Genomic DNA, 20,342 nt, shown 5'->3' with positions numbered 1-20,342 from the left:
AGCGTCACGGTGACGGCCAAGGACAGCACCGGCGCCTCCGGCAGCACCAGCTTCAGCTGGACCGTCAACCCGAGCAGCGTCGAGACCGTCTCGGTGACCAACCCGGGCAACCAGACCGGCACCGTCGGCACCGCCGCCTCCCTGCAGATCAAGGCCACCGACTCGGCCGGCAAGTCCCTGACCTACAGCGCCACCGGCCTGCCGGCGGGCCTGAGCATCTCGGCCAGTGGCCTGATCTCCGGCACCCCGACCACCGCCGCCACCAGCAGCGTCACGGTCACCGCCAGCTCCGGCACCGCGTCCGGCTCCACCTCCTTCAGCTGGACCGTCGGCACCTCCGGCGGCGGCGGCTGCACCAGCCCCGGCCAGAAGATCGGCAACCCCGGCTTCGAGACCGGCAGCGCCTCGCCCTGGAAGATGACCGCGGGCGTGCTGAACAACGACACCGTCAGTGAGCCGGCCCACTCCGGCAACTGGGACGCCTGGCTCGACGGCTACGGCACCACCCACACCGACACCCTCGCCCAGTCCGTGGCGATCCCGGCCGGCTGCAGCGCCGCCTTCTCGTTCTGGCTGCACATCGACACCGCCGAGACCACCCGGACCACGGCGTACGACACCCTCAAGGTCCAGGTCCTCAACAGCTCCGGCACCGTGCTGGGCACGCTGGCGACCTACTCCAACCTGAACGCGGCCTCCGGCTACGCACAGCACTCGTTCAGCCTGTCCAGCTACGCCGGACAGACCGTCACCCTCAAGTTCACCGGTAGCGAGGACGCGAGCCTGCAGACCAGCTTCGTCGTCGACGAGACCGCCCTGAACGCCTCCTGACCGCCCCGCACTGAACCAGCGGAACCCCCGGCTCACCTGCGACCGCCACTCGGGTCGCAGGTGAGCCGGCCGCATGTCACCCGCGATGTCACGCCCGCCCCCGCGCGATACCCCCGGACGCCCCGCGTCGCCCGGCCCGAAGGCCGGAATCCTGCGAGGATCAGAGGATGGAACCGGTGGAGGCGTTGGAGCGGATCGCATTCCTGCTGGAGCGCGCGCAGGCCCCGACCTATCGGGTGCAGGCGTTCCGCCACGCCGTGGAGGTCATCGCGCCGCTCACCCCGGCGGAGCTGCGGGTGCTGGCCGACGCCGGGCGGCTGACCGCCCTGAAGGGGATCGGGGCCACCACGTCGCAGGTGATCACGGAGGCCCTCTCCGGGCAGCAGCCGGGCTACCTGGCCGGCCTGGAGGAACAGGCCCGGGCTCCACTGGTCGACGGCGGCCGGGCGCTGCGGGCGGCCCTGCGCGGAGACTGCCACCTGCACTCCGACTGGTCCGACGGCGGCAGCCCGATCGCCACCATGGCCCGCGCCGCCCGGGGCATCGGGCACGAGTGGGCGGTACTGACCGACCACTCGCCACGGCTGACCATCGCCCGCGGCCTGTCGGCGGACCGGCTGCGCGAACAGCTCGACGTCGTCGCCGAACTCAACGAGGAGCTGGCACCGTTCCGGCTGCTCACCGGGATCGAGTGCGACATCCTCGCCGACGGCGGGCTCGACCAGGAGGACGAGCTGCTGGAACGCCTGGACGTGGTGGTGGCCTCGGCCCACTCGCAGCTGCGCATGGACCGGGCCTCGATGACCCACCGCCTGGTCGCGGCGGTCGGCAATCCGCTCGTCGACGTGCTGGGGCACTGCACCGGCCGGCTGGTGGGCGACCGGCAGCGACCCGAATCCGTGTTCGACGCCGACGTGGTCTTCGCCGCCTGCGCCCGGGCGGGAACCGCCGTGGAGATCAACTCCCGCCTCGATCGCCTCGACCCGCCGCGCCGCCTGCTGCGCCGGGCCGACGAGGCCGGGGTCCTCTTCGCGATCGATTCCGACGCCCACGCGCCCGGGCAGCTGGACTGGCAGATCCACGGCTGCGCGCGGGCCGAGGAGTGCGGCATCCCACCCGGGCGCGTCATCACCACCTGGACCGCCCATGAACTGCTCACCTGGACCCGGACCCGCCGACCCCCGGCCCGGCCCGCACCGTAGTCGCAGGCCGGCCCGCCCGAAGAACATCCAGGACGGCCCGTCGTTTCGCCGTCCGACGCGCTGTCGCGGCACCTATGCTCGCCGGTGGCGACAACAGTTCGGAAGAGTTCTCGCCCCGGTGTCGAAATCGCGGAGCGTGCTTCTACCAGTCCGTGAGAGCGCCCCGGCGGTGGGCGCGCGAGTCCGAGGAGCAGGACGATGAAGTACATGCTGCTGATGCAGTTCAGTGCGGCGACGGTGGACTTCCCGGCGATCGACACCTGGACGCCTGAGGAGATCCAGGCGCACATCGCCTTCATGCGCGACACCAATGTCAAGCTGTCCGCCGCCGGAGAGCTGGTCGACGCGCAGGGTCTGGCGATGCCGGACACGGCGAGGATCGTCCGCTCGCACGGTGGTGGTGCGCCCGTGGTCACCGAGGGGCCCTTCCCGGAGACCAAGGAGTGGGTGGCCGGCTGGTGGATCGTCGACTGCGAGGCACCCGAGCGGGCAGTGGAGATCGCCGCCGCCGTGTCGGCGGCGCCCGGTCCCGGCGGGGCGCCGCTGAACATGCCGATCGAGGTGCGCCAGGTGATGTCGGCCCCGACCGAGGAGCTGTGACCCCTGACTGATCCGGAGGCGCCCGTCGAGACCGCGCCCGTCGAGACCGCGCCCGTCGAAGACCTGCTGCGCGAGCTGGCGCCGCAGGTCGTCGGCGTGCTCACCCGGCGGTTCGGGGACTTCACCGCCGCCGAGGACGCCGTCCAGGAGGCGCTGCTGGCCGCCGCCGTCCAGTGGCCCGGAGAGGGGATCCCCGGCAACCCGCGCGGCTGGCTGATCCAGGTCGCCCAGCGCCGGATGACCGAGGAGGTGCGCAGCGAGCAGGCCCGCCGCCGCCGGGAGGACCGGGTGGCCCGGCAGGTACCGGCCGACCGGCGGGCGGCGCCCGCGGCGGACACCGTCGACACGGCGGGGCAGGACGACACGCTGACCCTGCTCTTCCTGTGCTGCCATCCGGTGCTGGCCCCTGCCTCGGCCCTCGCGCTCGCCCTGCGCTGCGTCGGCGGGCTGACCACGGCCGAGATCGCCCGCGCGTTCATGGTGCCCGAGGCGACCATGGGACAGCGGATCAGCCGGGCCAAGCAGCGCATCAAGGCGTCCGGCGTGCCGTTCCGGCTGCCGGAGACGGACGGCTGGGCGGAGCGGCTCGACGCGGTGCTGCACGTCCTCTACCTGATCTTCAACGAGGGCTACGCCACCAGCGTGGGCGACCATCTGCAACGGGTCGAGCTGTCCCGGGAGGCGATCCGGCTGACCCGGGCCGTCCACGCGCTGCTGCCCGACGACAGCGAGGTCACCGGGCTGCTGGCGCTGATGCTGCTCACCCACGCCCGCAGCCCGGCCCGGACCGGACCCGGCGGCGAGCTGATCCCGCTGGCCGAGCAGGACCGCGGACGGTGGGACGGCGCGGCCGTCACCGAGGGGATCGCGCTGATCACCGCCGCGCTGCCGAGGGGCCCGGTGGGTCCGTACCAGGTCCAGGCGGCCGTCGCCGCCGTCCACGACGAGGCCGCCACCGCCGCGGACACCGACTGGCCGCAGATCCTCGCCCTCTACGGGGTGCTGGAAGGCATCTCGAAAAACCCGGTGGTCTCGCTCAACCGGGTGGTCGCCACCGCCATGGTGCACGGCCCGCAGGCCGGCCTGGACGCGCTGGAAGCCCTCGCGCCGGACCCTCGCCTGACGGGCCATCACCGGGTCACCGTGGTGCGGGCCCATCTCCTGGAGATGGCCGGTGACCGGACGGCGGCGGCCGAACTGTTCCGCGCCGCCTCCCGGGCCACCGCCAGCCTGCCCGAGCGGCACCATCTCGCCATACGGGCCGCCAGACTGACCGACCCCGGCCCGTCTGCCTGAACATCCGGCCGCGAGGATCGCCCAACTCGCGTGGTTCCCACATGACTTCGCAGAGGATAGGCTCTGGCCGCCTTCACCGAGCCCGCACAGGGGGAACAGTTGCTTCCGGTTCCACATCCACGCATCGCCCGCTTACTGGTGACATCCGCCCTCGCGGCGGCGTCCATCGGCGGCGCCGCGTTACCGGCCCACGGTGCCGTCGCAGCACCCGGCTTCGTCCAGCAGGTGTCCGTTCATCACCACGACGGGGCCGCCTCGGTCTCGGCGACGCCCAGCGCGCCCGTCACCGCCGGAGACCGGCTGGTCGTCGCCGTGACGGTGTGGAGTGCGACCTCGGCAACAGCCGCCAGGGTCTCCGACACGGCCGGAAACACATACACCGAGCTTGCCCACGTGGTCGGGTCCGACAACACCGAACTGAGCGTGTGGAGCGCGCCGGTCACCGCGGGCGGCGGCACCCGACCGACCGTCACGGCGAGCACCACCTCGGGGGGCGACCTGGGCCTGACCGCCCTGGAGTACTCAGGCCTCTCGGCCGCCACCGACGCCTCGGTGCTGGACGTGCACGCCCAGGCCACCGGGACCACCTCGGGTGCGGACCAGGTCGCCTCGGGCGCCACCCCCGCGGCGACCGGGAGCAACGAGCTGGCGCTCGGCTTCTACGCCGACTCCGGCTTCGGTGACACCCTGGGCGCCGGGAGCGGCTTCACCCAGCGGGTGAACGTGTCCCCCACTTCCGACGTGGAGTTCCTCGGCGAGGACCAGACCGTCCAGGCCGGTGCCACCCCCGACGCGGGCTTCGGCACCGGCGGCGGCACCGTCTGGCTCGCGACGACCGTGGTGCTCAAGTCCCAGGCCGGCGGCGCGCCCTCGGCCCCCGGAGCCCCGACGATCACCGGCGTGAGTCCGGGTGACACCAGGGCGACGCTCTCCTGGACCGCGCCCCCGGACGACGGCTCGCCGATCACCTCCTACACCGTCACCCCGTACGCGGGCGGCGTCGCCCAGCCCGCCACCCTGCTGACCGGGTCGCCGCCCGCGACGTCGACCGTGGTGACCGGCCTCACCGACGGAACCGGCTACACGTTCACGGTCGGCGCCGCCAACGCGGTGGGCAGCGGGCCGGCGTCGGCACCGTCCCAACCGGTCACCCCGAGCGCCACAGCCAACGGTGTGTGGGGACCGCTGCAGAACTGGCCGGTGGTGGCGGTGCACTCGATCGTGCTGGACAGCGGCAAACTGCTGCAGTGGGACGGCTGGGAGACCCCGGAGCCGACCGAGGTCTACGACCCGGTGGCGAAGACCTTCACCACCGTCACCGCACCGTCGAGCATCTTCTGCGCCGGCAACGCGAAACTGCCGGACGGGCGGGTGCTCGTGGCCGGCGGCTACGGCCAGACCAGCACCGGCAAGCTGGGCATCGTCGACACCAACATCTTCGACCCGGCCAGCCAGACCTGGTCCAAGGTGGCCGACATGCACCAGCCGCGCTGGTATCCGGACCTCACCGAGCTGGCGGACGGCCGCTACGTGGCGATCAGCGGCAACTCGTCCGACTCGTCCACCTGGTCCGACACCCCCGAGGTCTACGACCCGGTCAGGAACACCTGGACCCAGCTCACCTCGATCAGCACCTCGCAGGTGCACGAGGAGGAGTATCCCTTCTCCTACCTGGCGCCGAACGGCAAGGTCTTCACCATCGGCCCGTCCGAGGACGTCTCCTACTGGCTCGACGCCAACGCCCAGACCTGGACCCCCGTCGGGCAGAGCGGCCTCAGGAACGGCTCGTCGGTGATGTACCAGCCCGGCAAAATCCTCTACAGCGGCGGCGCACCCAGCGTCACCGCCACCACCCCGTCGGTGGCCGGAGCCGCGACGATCGACCTGAACGCCCCCAACCCGGTGTGGAAACCGATCGCGCCGATGAACTACGCGCGGGTCTACCACACCCTGACCATGCTGCCCGACGGCCGGGTGCTCGCGGTCGGCGGCGAGCCGACCTCGTCCCAGACGCAGGTCACCAGCGGTGTGCTGCCGGCCGAGATCTGGGACCCGGCCACCGGACAGTGGACCACCATCGGCCCGATCGCGACGGCCCGCAACTACCACTCCACCGCCGTCCTCCAGCCCGACGGCACGGTCCTGATCGCGGGTGGCGGCCACGAGGAGTCGAGCAGCGACCCCGGCCAGTACTCCGCCCAGGTCTACTCGCCCTCGTACCTCTTCAACGGCCCGCGTCCGACCATCAGTTCGGCAGCCGCCTCGGCCCACTACGGTGACGTCCAGACCGTGGTCACCCCGGACGCCGCGTCGGTCTCGGCGGTGAACCTGGTCTCCTTCGGGGCGGACACCCACCAGGCGGACATGGACCAGCACTTCGTGCCGCTCTCGTTCACCGCCGGCCAGGCCCCGGGCACGCTGAACGTGACGATGCCGCAGTCCGGCGCCTACGCTCCGCCCGGCGACTACATGCTCTTCATCGTCACCAGGAACGGCGTGCCGTCCGTCGCGCACACCATCCATGTGAGCGCCCCGGCGTCGGGGACCGGCCCGAGCACTCCCACCGGCGTCACCGCCACGCCCGGCGACGGGTCCGCCACCGTCGCCTGGACCGCGTCCAGCGACGGCGGCGTGCCGATCACGTCCTACACCGTGACGCCCTCCGCGGGCGGCGTCGCCCTGCCGGCCACCACGGTGACCGGCAACCCGGCGGCGACCTCCACCAGGGTGACCGGGCTGAGCGACGGCACGAGCTACACCTTCACCGTCACGGCCACCGACGCGAACGGAACATCCCCGCCGTCCACGGCCTCGAACACCGTGACACCGTCCGCCACGGCGCCGACACCGGCCTTCGTCCAGCAGGCGACGACCCACCTCGGCTCCGCGTCCTCGGCAGCGGTCTCGCTGGGCAAGCCCGTCACCGTGGGCGACCGGATGGTCGTCGAGGTGGGCGTCTGGAGTTCCACCTCCGCCACCACCAGCGCGGTCACGGACTCCGCGGGCAACACCTACACGGAGTTCGCGCACTCCACCGCGTCCGACGGAACCGAGACCAGCGTCTGGAGCGCCCCGCTCTCCGCGGCCACGGGCACGCCGCTGACCGTCTCGGCCACCGCCAGCGCACCGGCCGACATCGGCGTCGCAGCCCTGGAGTACTCCGGTCTGTCGACGGCGCCCGGCACCGGCGCCCTCGACGTGCAGGCTCACGCCACCGGCACCACGGGGTCGGCGGCCGTGAACGTCTCATCGGGGGCACCGGCGGCGGCCACGGCCGCCGACGGGGAACTCGCGCTGGGCTTCTACGCCGATTCCGGATTCGGTGACACGCTCGGTCACGGCTCCGGATTCACCGCCCGGGCCGGCGTCTTCCCCACCGGCGACATGGAGCTCTACGTCGAGGACGCCATCGCCGCCGCGGGGACCAGGCCGAACGCCGCCTTCCTGACCGGTGCCGGAACCGTCTGGCTCGCCGGGGTGCTGGTCTTCAGACACGCCTGACCGGGTTCAGAGCCGTGGGGGGGGGCCCCCCCCCCGGGGGGGGGGGGGGGGGGCCGGCCCGGGGGGGGGGGGGGCCCGCCGCGCCGCCCCCCCGCCGGCCGCCCGCGGGGGGGGGGGGCGGGGGGGGGCGGGGGGGGGGGGCCCCCCCCCCCCCCCCGCCGGGGGGGGCCCGGGGGCCCCCCCCCCCGGGGGGGGGGGGGGGCCCCCCCCCCGCCCCGGCGATGCACGGAACGCGCCGTCCTGCCGCGCCCGGCCTATCATCTGACTGTGGCCACCTGGACCGATGTGCGCCGGATCGCGCTGGCGCTCCCCGAGACGACGGAGCAGTCCTCACGCGGAACCACGCACTGGCGTGTCAGGGACCGGAACTTCGTCTGGGAACGACCGCTCCACCGGGTGGACCGCGAGGCCCTCGGCGAGGCCGCACCCGACGGTCCGGTGATCGGCGTGCGGGTCGCGGACCTCGGGGTGAAGGAAGCCGTACTGGCCGAGGACTCGGACGTCTTCTTCACGATCCCGCACTTCGACGGCTTCCCGGCCGTCCTCGTCCTGCTGGACCTGATCGAGGTCGCGGAACTGGACGAGCTCATCGTCGAGGCCTGGCTCACCCGCGCCCCGGCCCGTCTGGCCAAGGAGTACCTCGCCTCGTCGCAGCCGACGTAGCCGGCTCCGCCGTAGCCCGCTCAGTCGTCGGCCGGCTCCGCCGCCGACCTGGCCCGACGCAGTGACGGACGACGCCGTCGCCGGCGCCGTCCGCGTCATCAGCCGATCAGCGGGCCTCCGCCGCTGTCAGCGTGCGCCCTCCACCGTCCCACCCTGTCGCCGCGGCAGCTTCCAGCCGGGGCGGACGAAGTGGCAGGTGTAGCCGTTGGGGTAACGCTCCAGGTAGTCCTGGTGCTCGGGCTCGGCCTCCCAGAAGGGCCCGGCGGGAGACACCTCGGTGACCACCGTGCCGGGCCACAGCCCCGAGGCGTCGACGTCCGCGATCGTGTCGTACGCGACCCGCTTCTGCTCGTCGTCCTGGTAGAAGATCGCCGACCGGTAGCTGCTGCCGACGTCGTTGCCCTGGCGATTCTTCGTGCTGGGGTCGTGGATCTGGAAGAAGAACTCCAGGATCCCGCGGAAGTCGGTGACGGCGGGGTCGTAGGTGATCTCGATCGACTCGGCGTGCGTGCCGTGGTTACGGTACGTGGCATTGGGCACGTCGCCGCCGCTGTAGCCGACCCGGGTCGCGGTCACCCCCGGCTGCCTGCGGACCAGATCCTGCATCCCCCAAAAGCAGCCACCCGCCAGAACAGCCTTCTGCGTCTGCACGGCCACTACCTCCTCAAACCGATGGTGTCTGGTACTGCCAACACGGACGTACGGGCGATCATTCCACGCCCGCGGCAGGCTCCCCGCCGTCCCCGGTGCCGCCCGGGCCGCCGGGACGAGAGCGACGCCGGGGTCGTTCCGCGCTGAAATCAGTGCGAAGTGTCTTGACAGAGTGACGCGTTGGGTTCAGCTTGTTGGCATGTCCTGAACGTAGACAACGTTGTCAGGAAGGTAGCATGATCCCCCAACCGCGTGGAACCCACCGCTTCGTCTTACCCCTGCTGACAGCCGGTGCCCTGCTCGTCACCGGCGCCACCACAGCTCCCGCCCTCGCCGCGGCACCCGCCAGGGCCTCGGCGAAGCCGGCAGCACTGGTCACCGCACCCGCCTCGCTGGTGAACCCGTTCATCGGCACCTCCAACTCCGCCGACGACTTCCCCGGTGCGGACCTGCCGTTCGGCATGGTGCAGTGGAGCCCCGACACCCCGTCCCGTCCCGACGGCGGCGGCTACGAGTACAACGACTCCTCGATCACCGGCTTCAGCCTCACCCACCTCGCCGGGCCCGGCTGCGGCGCCGGCGGCGACATCCCCGTGCTGCCCACCGTCGGCGCCATCGACACCGGCGCCACGGACGCCTTCTCGCACACCGGCGAGTCGGCCGCCCCCGGCTCGTACACGGTGTCGCTCGGCAACGGGGTGAAGACGGAACTCGCCGCCACCACCCGCAGCGGCATGGCCCGGTTCACCTTCCCCTCCTCCACCCAGTCCAATCTCGTCTTCAAACTGGCGGGCAGTCAGAACGGTGACTCCAACACCCAGTTCACGACGGTGAACAGCAGCGAGGTCAGCGGCCAGGTCACCAGCGGCAAGTTCTGCGGCGCGGGCAACTCCTACACGGTCTACTTCGACATGGTCTTCGACCACCCCTTCGCCGGCCACGGCACAGCGGCCGTGCGGGCCACGCCCAGCAGCACCCCGCCCCAGACCGGGGTCTCGCCCCACGTCCCCGAGGCGAAGAACAAGCCGGTGCTGCACGGCGCCCGGCCCCGCAGCTCCAGGCCCGCCGCCCCGCAGGCCGCGGCGAACGACGGCTATGTCACCTTCGACACCACGGCCGACGCGGTCGTCCAGGCCAAGGTCGGCATCTCCTACGTCTCCACGGCCGACGCGGTCGCCAACCGCACCGCCGAGAACCCGAACTGGGACTTCGACGGCGTCAGGAGCGCCGGACTCGCCTCCTGGAACTCCCTGCTCGGCCGGGTCAGCACGGCCGGTGGCAGCGCCGCCCAGCAGGCGGTCTTCTACACCGCGCTCTACCACTCCCTGCTGCACCCCAACGTGGTCAGTGACAGCAACGGCCAGTACCCCGGCTTCGACGCGAAGACCCACACCGTCGACGCGGGCCACAGTGCCGCCTACGCCAACTACTCGGGCTGGGACATCTACCGGTCCCAGGCCCAGCTCGAAGCCCTGGTCGACCCGCAGGCCGCCTCGGACACGGCCCAGTCCATGATCGACGACTATGCGCAGACCGGCCAGTTCCCCAAGTGGTCCGAGAACAACGGCGAGAGCTATGTGATGGTCGGGGATCCGGCCGACGAGATCATCGCCGACTACCACGCGTTCGGGGCGACGAACTTCGACACCGCCACCGCGCTGACCGACATGGTCGCCGAGGGCACCGGCGCCAACAACAACCGCCCCGGCCTCAACTACCTGGAGCAGCTGGGCTACCTGCCCAGCGACGGCAGCTACGGCTGCTGCAACTTCTACGGCCCGGCCTCCACCACCCTGGAGTACAACTCGGCGGACTTCGCGATCTCGGCGCTGGCCGGCGCCCTGGGCGACACCGCCCACCAGAGCTCCTTCGCCGACCGCGCGCAGGACTGGCGCAACCTCTTCGACTACGGCAGCGGTTTCGTCCAGCCGCGCGACCAGCGCGGCCCGTGGACCTCCGGGTTCTCGGCGACCTCCGGCAACAACTTCGTCGAGGGCGACTCCTGGCAGTACACCGCGATGGTGCCGTTCAACCTGCACGGCCTGGTCGGCGCCATGGGCGGCGACGCCGCGTTCGGCACCTTCCTCGACACCGACCTCTCCTCGTTCACCGGCGGCGGTGGACACACCGATCTGGGCAACGAGCCGAGCCTCGACATCCCCTGGGAGTACGACTACATCGGCCGCCCGTACCGCACCCAGCAGGTGGTGCGCCAGGTCCAGGACCAGATCTGGACCGACAGCGCCGGCGGCCTGGCCGGGAACGACGACCTCGGCGAGATGAGCTCCTGGTACGTGTGGTCCGCGCTGGGCATGTACCCGGAGACCCCCGGAACCGCCGACCTGGCGCTCGGGTCACCGCAGTTCACCCAGGCCGTGGTCACCCTGCCCTCCGGCGGCACCCTGACCGTCAACGGGAACGGCGCGGCCGACAACGCACCCTATGTCCAGTCCGCCACCTGGAACGGCGCGGCCTGGAACAACGCCTACGCCCCGACCGGCGCGATCAGCGACGGCGGCACGCTCGGCTTCACCCTGGGCACCACCGCCAACACCTCCTGGGCCTCGGCCGCCTCGGCCGCACCGCCCTCCTACCCGGGCGCACCGACCTACACCGACGCCGGGGTCTCGGCCGACGCCGCGTCCGCCACGGCGAACTTCGACGGCGGCGGCTGGAGTTACTCCGCCACCGCGCTGTCCGACGCCGGTATCAGCCCCGGCAGCACGGTCAGCGCGGGCGGGACCTCCTTCACCTGGCCGGCGCCCGCCCCCGGCCAGCCCGACAACTACCTCGCCAACGGGCAGAGCGTTCCGGCGTCCGGGTCGGGCTCGATCTCCTTCCTGGGCGCCGCGAGCAACGGCCCGTCCTCCGGGACCGCGACCGTCGTCTACACCGACGGCAGCAGCCAGTCCGTGCCGCTGGCCTTCTCCGACTGGACCCTGAACGGCGGCTCGGCAACGGCCCTGCCCGGCAGCACGGTCGCGGCGACCCTGGCCTATCGCAACCAGGCCGGCGCCGGCTCCGACGCCGTCAAGACCTACCTGTTCGCCTCCGCGCCGGTCGGTCTGACGGCGGGAAAGACCGTCGCGAGCGTACGGCTGCCCTCGGACGTCGGCACGGGTGGGCTGCATGTCTTCGCGATCGGCTTCGGCGCCGCCGTCACCGCGCACGTCGGACCGATCGTCTCCGGCGTCTCCGCCGGCCTCTGCGTGGACGACCTGCACAGCGCGACCAGCAACGGCAACCCGGTCGACCTCTACACCTGCAACGGAACCGGCGCCCAGCAGTGGACCGTCGGGACCGACGGCACGCTGCGGGCCCTCGGCGGCTGCCTGGACGTCACCAGCAGCGGAACCGGCAACGGCACCAAGGTCCAGTGGTACGGCTGCAACGGGACCGGCGCCCAGACCTGGCAGCCCGGCGCGGCCGGATCACTGGTCAACCCGGCCTCCGGCAAGTGCCTCGACGACCCGGGATCCAGCACCGTCCCCGGCACCCAGCTCCAGATCTACACCTGCAACGCCACCAACGCGCAGAACTGGACCCTGCCCTGACCACCAGGTGAGGGCGGATCCCGCGGTCGATGCGGCCGCGTCGTTCCAGGCAGAGTCCGGCCCGCTGGTCAGCGTGCTGAGGCGCTTCCTGCGAGCAGCGCGGCCGTCTCCTCGTCCGCCGGAAGGAAGGCCTCAAGTCTGAGTTCGGCCACCGTCACGTCGACGGCGGTGGCGAAGGTGCTGATCGTGGTCATCAGCCTGAGCTCCCCGCCCGGGGAGCTCAGGCGCAGTGGTACCGCGAAGCCGAGGTGGTCGCCGCCCGGCTCCTGGTCGGGGACGTAGGACTGAAGCTCCGTCAGCAGTTCGGCCAGCGCGGCGTCGGGGTTGCGCAGCGTCTCCCGCCGCAGGCCGTCCAGGACGTGGCGGGCCCATTCGGCGAAGTTCGCGATGCGCGGAGCCAGGCCCTGCGGATGCAGGGCGAGCCGGTAGACGTTCAGGGGTGGCCGCAGCAGGTCTGCTGAGGCACCCGCGGTGAGCAGTCCGAAGGCGTCGTTGGCCGCGACCAGGTCGCCGCGGCGGTCGATGACGAGGGCCGGATAGGGCTGATGCCCCGTCAGGATGTGGGTCAGGGCGGTGAGCACCGGGGCGAGGCGCCCGCTGTCCAGGCCGCTCTGCGGATAGGCCGGGGCATAGCCCGCCGTGAGCAGCAGGTCGTTGCGCTCGCGCAGCGGCAGTTCCAGGGACTCCGCCAGCCGCACGACCATGTCGCGGCCGGGGACCGACCGGCCGCTCTCGATGAAGCTCAGATGGCGCTGGGTGGTCCCGGCGCGCAGGGCCAGGTCGAGCTGGCTGAGCCGCCTGCGGGACCGGTGCCCGCGCAGGGCCGTGGGGAAGTCCATGCCTTCGTTCTAGTCCCTGCTGGGCGTGTCCGCGATTCCTTCCAGGGAATTGTCGGTGTGAGCGGCACGAAGCAGGCTGACGGCATGGACAACGAGATGCGTACAGGTGTGCTCCTTCCGACCGGCAGGGCCCAGTGGGGCGCGGGGGCGGATCCGCGAGAGCTGATCGGCTTCGCGCGCCGGGTCGAGGAGCTCGGCTTCGACTCGATCTGGGTCAACGACTCCCTGCTGAGCCCCCGCATCGAGGCGCTGACGATGCTCTCCGCCCTGGCCACGGTGACCGAGCGGGTCACCCTGGGCACCGCGGCCCTGATGCCGGTGCTGCGCCGGCCGGTGCAGGCCGCGCAGGCGCTCGCCTCGATCGACCTGCTCTCCGGCGGGCGGCTGGTGGTGACGGTGGGCGCGGGCTTCCCGGGTCGGCTCGGACAGCCGCTGCACGAGCTGTCCGAGGTCCCCTGGGAACGGCGCTTCACGCGGCTGGACGAGACCGTGGAGCTGTGGCGCGGGCTGTGGTCCCCCCAGGGGCCGGGCCTTCCCGGGGAGCGGGCGTTCCACGGGAAGATCCTGAACTTCGACGCCCTCCCCGAGGGCATCGCACCGTTCCGGGCCGGCGGTCCGCCGATCTGGCTGGGCGGCGCGACGCCCGCCGCGCTGGCCCGTACCGGTCGCCACTACGACGGCTGGCTGCCCTACCCGCCGGACCCGGAGGACTACCGCACCGGCCTGGCCGCGGTCCGGCAGGCCGCCACGGAGGCCGGCCGGACCTCCGAGGCGGTCACCTCGGCGCTGTTCGCGACCGTGCTGGTCACCGACGCGGCCGACGGCGGCCGGGGCGCGCTGGCGGAGTACAGCAGGGTCAACTACGGCATGCCGCTGGAGACCCTGGAGACCATCCAGACACTGATCGCGGGTACCCCCGACCACGTGGCGGCCGCGCTGGGCCGCTACCGGGCCGCCGGGGCCCGGCATGTCGTGTGCCGGATCGCCGGTCTCGACCTCGCCACGCAGCGCGACCAGGTCGAGCGGCTGGCCGAACTCCTGGAGCCGGCCCCCACGGGCGGGGCCGGCGCACCCCAGCCGGCGGGTGCGCTCGGCTGACGGGCCGTCAGTAGACCTCAGAACGTGGCGGACTGGCCCTGCTGGGCGGCCTGCGCCTGCGCGGGAATCATGCCGTCCACGAACGCGGCGGCCGGGAAGGTGGCGATCAGCTGGTCGAACTCGCCGCGCCAGAAGGCGTGCACATTGAGGCGGGTCGCCTTGCTCTCGTTCGGGAAGACGACGTACAGCTTGCTCCACACCCGCGCCCGGTTGACCTGGCTGACCGGGAACATCTCGCGGGGGAAGACCGCGACCACGTCGCCGGGGCGATTGGTGAAGCGGCTCGCGGAGTTGACCACGACCGAGGTGTTGGTCAGCGTCAGGAAGTACATCCTGCGGGTCAGCGCGATGATCAGCCCGAGGAGCGGGATCTCGTCGAACACCGCGTTCAGCCACGGGCTCGGGCCGGTCTCCACGTGCACGCAGGCGATGAAAACCTCTCCGGGAGGCGCGACCTGCGAGAGCTTCTCGATGACCTGCTGCTTCTGCTTGGCCCGACGAATGGCCATGTCCCCACCCCATCTGATGAACTGCTGAAATGCCCCGCGGCTGTCGTCAGCGCGCTCAGGGTCGGCAGAGGTTACCAGCTCATCGGCGGGTTCGGCTGCGGCGGTGTCGGACAACTCCGGGAACCGGGGAACACGGTCGGCGGGGCGGCCATCGGCCGCCCACGAACGGCCCGGACCGCTCGGCTCAGACCCTGCGGGACACCGGCCGGGTGGCCGTGCTGGACCCGGCCGGCCAGGGGCGGTCGGCGTGGCGTGCGATCTCCCCGGCGATCGCCGCCCACAGATGCTGCGGGATCTCGTGGCCCATCCCGGCGTAGAGCACGGACTGCGCGTCGGGCACCTGGCGGACCAGGGCCGCCGCGGCCGAGGGCCGGATCAGCGGATCGTCCGCGCCCTGGACGGCCAGCAGCGGTGCGGTGACCTCACCGGCACGCCGCAGCAGCCCGGCGCCCCGGCCCATGGCGGCCAGTTGTCGCCGGGCCGCGCCCGGATCGCCGGGCGCGGCCGCCCGTACCGCCCGCGCGGTGGCGAACGCCCACTGCTCGTCGAACGGGTGCGCGGGCGAGGCCAGCATCCTGGCCATCCCGGCCTGGAGTCGCAGATCCTCCTGGGCGGTGGCCGGATGCCGCGCGGTCAGGAGCGCGAGCCGGAGCAGGCCGAACGGACGGACCTGGCGTGCGACGGCGCCGAACCCGGCGGGCAGACCCATGAGGGTGACGATCGTCCGGACCCGCTCCGGATAGCGGACCGCCAGACCCAGTGCCAGGCTCGCGCCGAGAGAAGCCCCGACGACGTGCGCGCTGGGCCAGCCCAGGGCATCGAGTACGGCGGCCTCGTCGTCCACCATGTCCATCGCCGTGTACCGCGAAAGGCACCGACCGGACAGGCCGCTGTCGCGGTTGTCGAAGCGGGCGACCAGGAATCCGTGCTCGGCCAGCAGGGTGCAGAATCCGTCGGGCCACCACTGCATCGGCGAGTCCAGGCCCATCACCAGCAGCAGCGGGCGGCCGTCCCGGGGCCCGAGCGTCTCGAAGGCGATCCGTACCGCTCCGTTGCGCGTGGTGCCCACGGTCACGGCCGGCTCCGGCGCGTCGCGGTGGTCCCGGACGCGGCGACCTCCGCCGCGATGGTCCCGACCGCGGTGGTCTTGACGGTGACCCAGTGCCCCATGCGACCACGCTAACCGCTGGGGACGTGCCGGTCGCCGCGGGCTGAGCCACCCGTGCCACCCCCTCAGCCGCCGGCCGGGTGATCGGCCGCCACGGGAAGGCCTTCGGGCATGATGGGCGCATGAGCGTAGTGAAGATCAATGTGCTGACCGTCCCCGTCGAGCAGCGCGAGGTGCTGGAGCAGCGCTTCGGTGCGCGGGCCGGGGCGGTGGAGTCCAGTGACGGCTTCGAATGGTTCGAGCTGCTCCGCCCGGTGGAGGGTACCGACTCGTACCTCGTCTACACCCGGTGGCGCAGCGAGGAGGACTTCCAGGCGTGGATGTCCGGGCCCATGCAGGCCGCGCACCGGGGCGGCGGCGCGGCCGGCGGGGCCGAGCAGCCCAGGCCGGCCGCTTCGGGCTCGACCCTGTGGTCCTTCGAGGTGGTCCAGCAGGCCGCGCCGAAGGCGGGCTGACCCAGCGGCCGCAATTTGGTCTAGTCCTATTGACGCATGCTCATGAACGCTGTTTGGTAGTGGTCACGCCAGGCCTGAGCCGGAACGACCCCCACACCCCCACTGCCCGACGACAGCGAAGTCGAGCGGCGCCGACGGCACCTGTCACCGTCGACACCGTCGGCCCGTTCGACGTGCCCACCCCCATGCCGCGTCGGGCACCCCCGAAGGGATCTATGTCATGCATATGGCGAGATTCGCGGCTGCGGCCGGCGCTCTGGCGCTGGCGGTCACCGGCGCCGTCGGGGCGTTCGCGCCCACCAGCAGTTCCGCAGCATCGAGCGTCTACTCCGTGGCCCCCTACACCGACATGTCGAACGGTCAGGAGGGGCTCCTCGACACCGCCATCACCCAGCACGGCCTGAAGGCCTACACCGCGGCCTTCGTGCTCGGCGAGGGCTGCAACCAGATCTGGGGCGACACCCTGCCGATCGGTGCCGACTCCTACACCGACCCCGAGATCGCCAGGGCGAAGTCCGAGGGCGCGTCGGTGATCATCTCCTCGGGTGGTGCCAGCGGTGAGCCGCTGGCCTGGACCTGCTCCACGCAGAGCAGCATCGACGCCGGCTACCAGGCCGTCATCAACGACTACGGCGTCAACCGGCTCGACTTCGACGTCGAGGGCGCGGCGGTCGCGGACACGGCGGCCGCGGCGCGCCAGATGACGGCGATGAAGGACCTCAAGGCGGCCAACCCCAGCCTGCAGTTCTCGATGACCCTGCCGGTGCTGACCAGCGGTCTCACCCAGGACGGCGTCAACATCCTGCAGGCCGCGAAGAACGCCGGGATCCGCATCGACGTGGTCAACATCATGACCATGGACTACTACGCGGGCACCTCGACCGAGATGGGCTCCGCGGCGGTCTCCGCGGCCCAGGCCACGCTCGCACAGATGCGGGCGGTGGACCCCGGGTACGGCTACGCCAACCTCGGTATCACGCCGATGATCGGCAAGAACGACGACGGCTCGACCTTCACCGTGGCCGACGCCCAGACCGTCGAGAACTTCGCCGCCCAGCAGGGCGTGGGCCGTCTGGCGTTCTGGTCGGCCAACCGTGACCAGCCGTGCAGCGGCAGCGCCAACTCCCTGTCCACCTGCAGCGAGATCAGCCAGAACGCGCTGGCGTTCACCGACGCGTTCGTCCCGTACGAGGGCACCTCGGGCGGTGGCGGCGGAGGTGGCGGCGGCGCGAGCGACTTTTCGCTGTCGCTCGCCCCGGGTTCCGGGTCGGTCGCGCAGGGCGGGTCGGGCAGCGCCACCGTCAGCACGGCGGTGACCGCCGGCACCGCCGAGTCGGTGAGCCTGTCCGCCGGCGGTGCGCCCTCCGGCGTCACCGTCTCGTTCAGCCCGGGCTCGGTCACCTCCGGCGGCAGCGCGACGCTGACCGCGACCGTCGGCTCCTCGGTGGCCCCGGGCACCTACCCGATCAGCGTCACCGGCACGGCGGCCTCCGGCAGCCACACCGCGACGTACTCCCTGAGCGTCACCGCGAGCGGCGGGGGCGGCGGCGGGGGCGGCGGCTCGCTGAGCAACGGGGGCTTCGAGTCGGGCAGCCTCAGTCCGTGGACCTGCCAGAGCGGCAGCACCGTGGTCTCCGGCCCGGTCCACTCCGGCAGCCACGCGCTCCAGGTCACCCCGGGCTCCAGCACCACCGGTGAGTGCGACCAGACGGTCACCCTGCAGCCCAACCACAGCTACACGCTCAGCGGCTGGGTCCAGGGCTCGTACGCCTACCTGGGCGTCAGCGGTGGTGCGAGTGCCAGCACCTGGTCCAGCAACGCCGACTGGAACCAGCTGACGGTCAACTTCAGCACCGGCAGCGGCGGGACCGTGACCGTCTTCGTTCACGGCTGGTACGCCCAGGGGAACGTCTACGCGGACGACCTCACCCTGAGCTAGCGCATGAGCAGGACGGGGCCCGTCGGACGCCGAGGTGGCATCCAACGGGCCCCTGCCCGGGCGGTCTTGACGCTGCGACAGCCCCGGTGCTTCACTCCCTCATCAGAGAGAGCGCTCTCTCGCACCCTCCGAACTGCCTTCAGAACTGCTGTCCGCACCGCCCTCCCCGCCCACCACCTCCCGGGAGTGCCATGTCCCTCACCCCCAACCGCCGTACTCTGCTGCGCGGTTCGGCCGCTCTGGCCGCCGCGCTGCCGCTGGCCGGCGTCCTCTCCCCCGGCACCGCCGTCGCCGCCTCACCCGCCCGCGGCGGCGACTCCCTCGGCCCCAACGTCCTGGTGTTCGACCCAGCGATGGGCGACGCCGCGATCCAGGCCCAGGTCGACGCCGTGTTCCAGACCCAGCAGTCCAACCAGTTCGGCACCGAGCGGTACGCGCTGGCCTTCCGGCCCGGCGTCTACCACGTCGACGTCAACGTCGGCTTCTACACCCATGTGCTCGGGCTCGGCGCCTCCCCCGACGATGTCGTGATCAACGGTCATGTCACCGTCGACGCCCAGTGGCTGGGCGGCAACGGCACCCAGAACTTCTGGCGCGCCGCCGAGAACCTGTGCATCGTCCCGCCGGACGGCCTGGAGCGCTGGGCGGTCGCCCAGGCAGGGCCGATGCGCCGCACCCACGTCCGGGGCAGTCTGACCCTGTGGCCCAGCCCGCCCGGCAACCGCTGGTCCAGCGGCGGATTCCTGGCCGACAGCGTGGTGGACGGCCAGGTGGACTCGGGATCGCAGCAGCAGTGGCTGTCGCGCAACGACAGCTTCGGCAGCTGGACCGGCTCGAACTGGAACATGGTCTTCGTCGGCACCCAGGGCGCTCCCGCCCAGAGCTTCCCCACCCCGGCCTGGACGACGGTCGACCGGACCCCGGCCGTCCGCGAGAAGCCCTTCCTCACCCTCGGCGCCGACGGCTCGTACCGCGTCTTCGTCCCGGCGCTGCGCCGCGACTGCGCCGGAACGACCTGGGCGTCCGGCCCGGCCGCCGGGCACAGCATCCCGCTGTCCCGCTTCCACGTGGCCCGGCCCGGCGACTCCGCCGACAGCATCAACCACGCCCTCGCCCAGGGCCGCCACCTCCTGCTCACCCCCGGCGTCTACCCCCTCTCCGCCCCGATCCGGGTGTCCCGCCCGGGCACCGTCGTACTCGGCCTGGGTCTGGCCACCCTCCAGGCCACGCACGGCACTTCACTCATCGAGGTGGCCGACGTCGACGGCGTCTCGGTCGCCGGCGTGCTCCTCGAAGCCGCCTCCGCCGACTCGCCCTGCCTGCTCCGCGTCGGTCACGGCCGCAGCCGCACCAGCCACGCCGCCGACCCCACCGTGCTGTTCGACGTCTACGCCCGTATCGGCGGGGCGGTCGCCGGCGGCGCCACGGTCAGCGTCCAGCTCGACAGCAACGACGTGATCTGTGACAACCTCTGGCTCTGGCGCGCCGACCACGGCCTGGACGGCACCGTCGGCTGGGCGGTCAACCCGGCCGACACCGGCTTCCTGGTCAACGGCGACCGGGTGACCGCCTACGGCCTCGCCGTCGAGCACTACCAGAAGTACGAGGTACTCTGGCGCGGCAACCACGGCCGCACCTACTTCTTCCAGAACGAGCACCCGTACGACGTGCCCACCCAGTCCGCCTGGGTCCACGGCAGTACCAACGGCTACGCCGCCTACAAGGTCGCCGACTCCGTCACCGACCACCGGGCCTGGGGACTGGGCAGCTACTGCTACTTCGACCTGCAGGCCGGCATCTACACCGACCGCGCCTACGAGGTCCCCGACACCCCCGGCGTCGTCTTCACCGACCTGATGACCGTCTGCCTCAACGGCCCGGGCGGCGGCGGCATCCTGCACTGCATCAACAACAGCGGCGACCCGGTGCAGAACGGCTTCGGCACCTACGACATGAAGGGCTACACGAACGGCGTCGCCGGCTGACGGGACCGGCCACGTCCGCCGCCGACAGTCGCCGGACGTGGCCGGCCTCTC

15 protein-coding genes are annotated in these 20,342 nt (G+C 72.2%); 11 read left to right on the top strand and 4 right to left on the bottom strand.

Annotation, left to right across the window (positions count from 1 at the left end; genetic code table 11):
* The 6 genes from ABH925_RS02230 to ABH925_RS02205 form a co-directional block, all read left to right on the top strand.
* Window positions 1–831: putative Ig domain-containing protein (locus ABH925_RS02230; protein WP_370144916.1), on the top strand; the 831-nt coding region annotated here is incomplete at its 5' end.
* Window positions 832–998: 167 nt separating this feature from the next.
* Entirely contained in the window at window positions 999–2,033 is a 1,035-nt protein-coding gene (locus ABH925_RS02225) for a PHP domain-containing protein (RefSeq protein ID WP_370144915.1), read from the top strand.
* A 198-nt stretch (window positions 2,034–2,231) separates the two neighbouring features.
* Window positions 2,232–2,633 carry a YciI family protein gene (locus ABH925_RS02220; RefSeq protein ID WP_370144913.1) on the top strand — a complete coding sequence of 134 codons (402 nt, stop codon included), beginning with the start codon at window positions 2,232–2,234 and terminating at the stop codon, window positions 2,631–2,633.
* Between the two features lie 3 nt (window positions 2,634–2,636).
* Window positions 2,637–3,929, top strand: coding sequence for an RNA polymerase sigma factor (locus tag ABH925_RS02215; RefSeq protein WP_370144940.1), 1,293 nt, complete (start codon window positions 2,637–2,639; stop codon window positions 3,927–3,929).
* Window positions 3,930–4,067: 138 nt separating this feature from the next.
* Window positions 4,068–7,430: a fibronectin type III domain-containing protein gene (locus tag ABH925_RS02210; RefSeq protein ID WP_370144912.1), complete on the top strand. Its 3,363-nt coding sequence runs from the start codon at window positions 4,068–4,070 to the stop codon at window positions 7,428–7,430.
* A 267-nt stretch (window positions 7,431–7,697) separates the two neighbouring features.
* A complete protein-coding gene (locus ABH925_RS02205) occupies window positions 7,698–8,093 on the top strand; it encodes an MmcQ/YjbR family DNA-binding protein (protein WP_370144911.1) in 396 nt (131 codons plus the stop codon).
* Window positions 8,094–8,219: 126 nt separating this feature from the next.
* Here the strand turns inward: ABH925_RS02205 and msrA are convergent, their stop codons facing one another.
* A complete protein-coding gene (msrA, locus tag ABH925_RS02200; RefSeq protein WP_370144910.1) occupies window positions 8,220–8,750 on the bottom strand; it encodes a peptide-methionine (S)-S-oxide reductase MsrA in 531 nt (176 codons plus the stop codon).
* A gap of 230 nt (window positions 8,751–8,980) precedes the next feature.
* Between msrA and ABH925_RS02195 the strand changes: the two genes are divergently transcribed.
* Window positions 8,981–12,298, top strand: a complete 3,318-nt coding sequence (locus ABH925_RS02195; protein WP_370144909.1) for a lectin — start codon at window positions 8,981–8,983, stop codon at window positions 12,296–12,298.
* Window positions 12,299–12,366: 68 nt separating this feature from the next.
* On the opposite strand, the gene ABH925_RS02190 is transcribed toward ABH925_RS02195, so the two are convergent.
* Window positions 12,367–13,137 carry a helix-turn-helix domain-containing protein gene (locus ABH925_RS02190; protein WP_370144908.1) on the bottom strand — a complete coding sequence of 257 codons (771 nt, stop codon included), beginning with the start codon at window positions 13,135–13,137 and terminating at the stop codon, window positions 12,367–12,369.
* A gap of 57 nt (window positions 13,138–13,194) precedes the next feature.
* Here ABH925_RS02190 and ABH925_RS02185 point away from each other — a divergent pair, with 57 nt between their 5' ends.
* A complete protein-coding gene (locus tag ABH925_RS02185) occupies window positions 13,195–14,235 on the top strand; it encodes an LLM class flavin-dependent oxidoreductase (RefSeq protein WP_370144907.1) in 1,041 nt (346 codons plus the stop codon).
* Between the two features lie 17 nt (window positions 14,236–14,252).
* Here ABH925_RS02185 and ABH925_RS02180 read toward each other — a convergent pair whose 3' ends face one another.
* The gene (locus ABH925_RS02180; protein WP_370144906.1) at window positions 14,253–14,744 is read right to left on the bottom strand and encodes a hypothetical protein; all 492 of its coding nucleotides are present in this window, start codon (window positions 14,742–14,744) and stop codon (window positions 14,253–14,255) included.
* A 184-nt stretch (window positions 14,745–14,928) separates the two neighbouring features.
* Entirely contained in the window at window positions 14,929–15,819 is an 891-nt protein-coding gene (locus tag ABH925_RS02175; RefSeq protein ID WP_370144905.1) for an alpha/beta fold hydrolase, read from the bottom strand.
* Between the two features lie 215 nt (window positions 15,820–16,034).
* Between ABH925_RS02175 and ABH925_RS02170 the strand changes: the two genes are divergently transcribed.
* The 3 genes from ABH925_RS02170 to ABH925_RS02160 all read left to right on the top strand — a co-directional run bounded on the left by ABH925_RS02170 (window position 16,035) and on the right by ABH925_RS02160 (window position 20,291).
* Window positions 16,035–16,367, top strand: a complete 333-nt coding sequence (locus tag ABH925_RS02170; RefSeq protein WP_370144904.1) for an antibiotic biosynthesis monooxygenase — start codon at window positions 16,035–16,037, stop codon at window positions 16,365–16,367.
* Window positions 16,368–16,587: 220 nt separating this feature from the next.
* The gene (locus tag ABH925_RS02165; RefSeq protein WP_370144903.1) at window positions 16,588–18,306 is read left to right on the top strand and encodes a carbohydrate binding domain-containing protein; all 1,719 of its coding nucleotides are present in this window, start codon (window positions 16,588–16,590) and stop codon (window positions 18,304–18,306) included.
* 191 nt (window positions 18,307–18,497) lie between these two features.
* The gene (locus ABH925_RS02160) at window positions 18,498–20,291 is read left to right on the top strand and encodes an adenylyl cyclase (protein WP_370144901.1); all 1,794 of its coding nucleotides are present in this window, start codon (window positions 18,498–18,500) and stop codon (window positions 20,289–20,291) included.
* The last annotated feature ends 51 nt before the right edge of the window (window positions 20,292–20,342 follow it).

This window comes from Streptacidiphilus sp. EB129, assembly GCF_041262645.1.
Lineage (GTDB): Bacteria > Actinomycetota > Actinomycetes > Streptomycetales > Streptomycetaceae > Streptacidiphilus.
The sequence above is the reverse complement of the archived record's forward strand: the minus strand, read 5'-3'. Positions and strand labels throughout refer to the sequence as shown.

Bases quoted from the DNA above. Each gene is read 5' to 3' on its own strand.
- ABH925_RS02220 (WP_370144913.1), top strand. From the start codon at position 2,232: ATGAAGTACATGCTGCTGATGCAGTTCAGTGCGGCGACGGTGGACTTC.
- ABH925_RS02195 (WP_370144909.1), top strand. From the start codon at position 8,981: ATGATCCCCCAACCGCGTGGAACCCACCGCTTCGTCTTACCCCTGCTG.
- ABH925_RS02160 (WP_370144901.1), top strand. From the start codon at position 18,498: ATGTCCCTCACCCCCAACCGCCGTACTCTGCTGCGCGGTTCGGCCGCT.
- ABH925_RS02165 (WP_370144903.1), top strand. From the start codon at position 16,588: ATGCATATGGCGAGATTCGCGGCTGCGGCCGGCGCTCTGGCGCTGGCG.
- ABH925_RS02225 (WP_370144915.1), top strand. From the start codon at position 999: ATGGAACCGGTGGAGGCGTTGGAGCGGATCGCATTCCTGCTGGAGCGC.
- ABH925_RS02170 (WP_370144904.1), top strand. From the start codon at position 16,035: ATGAGCGTAGTGAAGATCAATGTGCTGACCGTCCCCGTCGAGCAGCGC.
- ABH925_RS02180 (WP_370144906.1), bottom strand. From the start codon at position 14,744: ATGGCCATTCGTCGGGCCAAGCAGAAGCAGCAGGTCATCGAGAAGCTC.
- ABH925_RS02190 (WP_370144908.1), bottom strand. From the start codon at position 13,137: ATGGACTTCCCCACGGCCCTGCGCGGGCACCGGTCCCGCAGGCGGCTC.